Source organism: Leptolyngbya sp. FACHB-36, assembly GCF_014695955.1.
In the GTDB taxonomy this organism is placed as follows: Bacteria; Cyanobacteriota; Cyanobacteriia; order Leptolyngbyales; family Leptolyngbyaceae; genus FACHB-36.
The window spans coordinates 1-3599 of record NZ_JACJPG010000140.1 but is presented as its reverse complement, the minus strand read 5'-3'; the positions used below and the strand labels follow the sequence as shown (position 1 = coordinate 3599).

The following is a 3599-nucleotide window of genomic DNA, read 5'->3' as shown; positions in this document are numbered from 1 at the left end:
AATGACTACATTGCAAAACTATTCGCGATTCCGTTGATGCAGCGACTTGCGCAAGAGGCTCCTCGTGTTAATCTGCGCTTCGTTCCCAGCACAAACATCAATGCACCTGAATTACTGGAACAAAGTGAAATTGATTTAGCGATCGGGGGTATATCTGCTTCCAAGCCAAGACTGCAAACCCAAACGTTATTCACGGATCAGTATGTCTGTGCCATGCGAAAGCAGCATCCCCTCGCCAAGCGTAAGTTAATGCTGGATGAGTTTGTGCGTGCCGATCATCTCCTGATCACGCTCTCAGGCAACCCAAGGGGCTTTGTCGATCGCATTTTAGAGGAAAAAGGATTGCAACGCCGAATTGCTTTAACCGTAAATCAATTTGCCTTAGCACCTGCAATTCTTGCTAACACAGATTTGATTGCAGCGATCAATTATCGCAGTGTGCAGCACAATAGTTTTGCTAAAGCCCTGCATCTGACGGAATTGCCGTTCGACTATAATTCAATTCCTGTCCGAATGATGTGGCATGACCGGAAGCAACGGGATGCTGCTCATATGTGGTTGCGATCGCTGTTGGTAGACCTGTGTAGCCAATTCTAATATCAATTCTCTAAATTCTAGCTACAGATCAAACCACTAAAACGTAGGCGGATCGAGCTTCTGCAATTCCGAATTCTGAATTACGAATTCGCATAATTGGTTGATCCATCCCACCTAAATTTGATGAAGGATGGTAGTAATTCACCCAATTGAATCTGCTCTTAAAGTGGTTGACCTAGCAACTGAGATCGTCACTTTCCGCCATCGTAAAAGGCAGCTTCCTTTTCCTTTAGCGGCGTAAATTCCGCATCCCGCGGCAGTTGGTTGAGTTCTTCCTGGGAGATGTGCTTCGCGCCAATCCGAACAATTCGCGATCGTATCGTGTTGCTAACGCCGCCGCGTTACCATCCGGCTTCCAGTCCCATCACCCGATTGTAGGGGTCTAGCTTTGCGGTTGGAATCGGAGAGCCATCAAAGTCAACCCCACGGGCGATCGCGTCGGCTCCTGTGGTGTTTTGCATGGCTGCGTTGTCCAGAGACACGGTGCGGTTTTCCCTTGCGCGTCATGGGTATTCTACCAGACGAGCATTCACGAAGAACTCACCGACAGCAGTTGCCGATTGAGAAACACGACGAGATCTTCAACAGTGTTCAATGTGTGAGCATCGAAGCGGTCGCACAGGTTTACGCCAAAACAGTTCAAGAAATCTTCACAGAGTGACAGTTCCCAGTCAAACCAGCAGACCAGCGTTAGAGATAAATCTTTATCAAGTTGATCAGTCGGCTTTACTTTGGCAAAGTCGAGCCCGGAATAGCTCTGCATGTGTGTATAGACAAAATCAGCAACGGACTTTGAGATATTCCGGGGTTGCCAAAACGCTTCAAACCATTCGTCAGCGCTGAGCACAGGGCGATCGCGCAAGAACCGCCCAACCCGCTGTCTAACTCGTACATCCGGGCTAAGCTCCCCATACGTTTTGAAGCTGAACACAAAATTCTTGAGCCGTCGCCACATGGACTAGAACTGCCTGCTGAACTGTCTTTAGTATTCCCACGGAATTACCAATCTCTCGTCTTACCTAAAGCATTCATTCACATCTAGCTTAAAGTCCTTGGAAGCCGCCTGCTCTATCACTTTTGTGGGCAGAGGCGTTCTACAACGAGACGATCAAAAGATTAAAGCATCATTCGTGGACTAAGCCAGAGAAGTTTTAAGTAAATGCCCCTGCATCCGCTTATAAAGATTTAAAGTTTGTGATTTTGCTGGCGTATGATACCTATCTCGCCATCTGTCATAGGGTATACTTGCCTGAATTACGTTCGCTGCACCGAAAAAATTATCTGGCAAGAAGTTTCTGGTGCTGATTTCACCTACCCTTACACCCTTGAGGCAAGAACTCTGTGCAACAACTAACTTACCCGGAATTGGAGCAAGAAATCTCCAAAATGGCATGTGCAATCATGGCGCGGGATAGTCGGATTGGCAAAGATCTGCTAGCGAATCTGCGGAAGCGCTCCTCGCCGGAGAACGTGGCGGGCGTTATGATCGTGAGCTTAGAGCGGTTGCTGTGGACGGATGCAGAAGCAATGATTTGGGCGATCGACCATTTGCTACCGATCGATGTGTTGCAGGAGATTCGACGAATTACCTCTGTTGCAATTGGCAAGCGACTAATCCACAAAGGATTACAGCCTGGAGAAGACTTTAGTGTAGATTCGACAGGTCGGCTGCTGCTGAACTCGAAGGCAGAGTTAGCAATTTTGGGCTGCTAAGACCTGAAGGGTTAAGACCTAAAGGGTGGGCACTGCCCACCCTTTAAATTAGAAGCGATAGCTCAACACCCGAATTTCCATTCCTTCCTTCGGCAAATCTGCGGTGCGAATCGATGTGGAATCACTGTTGAGCCGCCGTACGGGGGTGCCACTCATCTGAGACAGGAAGTTATCTACAGACACGCTGTCGCACGCACCTTTTGCAGCTCTAGTGCGGTAGTGTGTGGGGACGATGACCTTAGGGTTAAGCACCTGCACGGCTTGTTTTGCCTCCTCTGGCGTATATGCCTTTGGTCCGCCGCCAACGGGCAGAAACAGCACGTCCGGGCGACCCATGAGAATTTTTTGCTCAAGTGAAATGGGTGCCGCCGCGCCTCCCAAATGCAGCAGGGACACACCTGACTGATTCCACTGCCACACAACGTTGGTGCCAAATCGGCGTCCGTTTTCGCGATCGTGATCGGTGCGAATTCCCTGAATGCGGACTCTGCCCACTTGGTAGGCCCCTGGCTCATAGAGCAGGCGTGGATTGCCTGATAAGATTTCTACGGCTCCTTCATCGAGTAGCTGACTGCTGATCAACACGAGGTCGGTTGCGACTCGGGGCGATCGATAGCCTGCCGTACAGCCCAGCGTGCGGAATGGATTGACTAGAATTCGCTGTCCGCCGCCCGTGAACAAAAAGCAAGTGTGCCCTAACCACTGAATGGACACCGACCCTCCCGCCTGCGCCTGGTAGGATTCTAGACCAGACGTGATTCCCGCTCCGGCTGCCGTTAGCAAGCCTGCTCCTGCGTAGCGCATTAACTGTCGCCGTTTCATAAGCTCCTCACCCAACCACCAAAAACGTCATGAGCGGTGCGTTCTCAAGTGTTGAGCCAAAGGGGGTCGTCCGTCAACTCAACTCACTGATTCTGTTACCTGCATTCTGCGGACAAACCAAGCGCCGATCGAGTTTGTCGCACTTTACTGGGGTAGTCCTGATTCCGCTTTAGGTTGACGAGCGATCGTGGCTAGAAAGTTCCGCAGCAGTTGCTTGCCAGATGTAGTTAGTACGCTTTCGGGATGAAACTGCACGCCTTGAATGTGTGGATACTGGCGATGCCGCACGCCCATGATGGTACCGTCCTCAACCCAGGCGGTGACTTCCAGCACGTCTGGGCAGGTCTTCGGCTCAATCACCAGACTATGATACCGAGTTGCCGTTAGCGGGGTTTCTACATCCTGAAACACGCCAACGCCTGTGTGCTGGACCGGAGACGTTTTTCCGTGCATCAGCACCGGAGCTG

The 3599-nt window shown here is 50.7% G+C and carries 5 protein-coding genes and 1 pseudogene; 2 read left to right on the top strand and 4 right to left on the bottom strand.

Going from position 1 to position 3599, the window contains the following annotated elements:
• The coding region (locus H6F43_RS02020; protein WP_242025260.1) for a LysR substrate-binding domain-containing protein at nt 1-597 on the top strand (597 nt) is incomplete at its 5' end.
• A 191-nt stretch (nt 598-788) separates the two neighbouring features.
• Here the strand turns inward: H6F43_RS02020 and H6F43_RS02015 are convergent.
• Together H6F43_RS02015 and H6F43_RS02010 are read right to left on the bottom strand one after the other, a co-directional pair.
• A pseudogene (locus H6F43_RS02015) lies at nt 789-1058 on the bottom strand (DUF4090 family protein).
• Nucleotides 1059-1126: 68 nt separating this feature from the next.
• Complete coding sequence (locus H6F43_RS02010) at nt 1127-1552, bottom strand: hypothetical protein (protein ID WP_190340344.1); 426 nt, start codon at nt 1550-1552, stop codon at nt 1127-1129.
• A 386-nt stretch (nt 1553-1938) separates the two neighbouring features.
• Here H6F43_RS02010 and H6F43_RS02005 point away from each other — a divergent pair, with 386 nt between their 5' ends.
• A complete protein-coding gene (locus H6F43_RS02005; protein WP_347272362.1) occupies nt 1939-2310 on the top strand; it encodes a hypothetical protein in 372 nt (123 codons plus the stop codon).
• 48 nt (nt 2311-2358) lie between these two features.
• On the opposite strand, the gene H6F43_RS02000 is transcribed toward H6F43_RS02005, so the two are convergent.
• On the bottom strand, nt 2359-3132 hold the full coding sequence (locus H6F43_RS02000; RefSeq protein WP_190340343.1) for an MBL fold metallo-hydrolase: 774 nt from the start codon (nt 3130-3132) through the stop codon (nt 2359-2361).
• A 144-nt stretch (nt 3133-3276) separates the two neighbouring features.
• Nucleotides 3277-3599: gamma-glutamyl-gamma-aminobutyrate hydrolase family protein (locus H6F43_RS01995; protein WP_190340342.1), on the bottom strand; the 323-nt coding region annotated here is incomplete at its 5' end.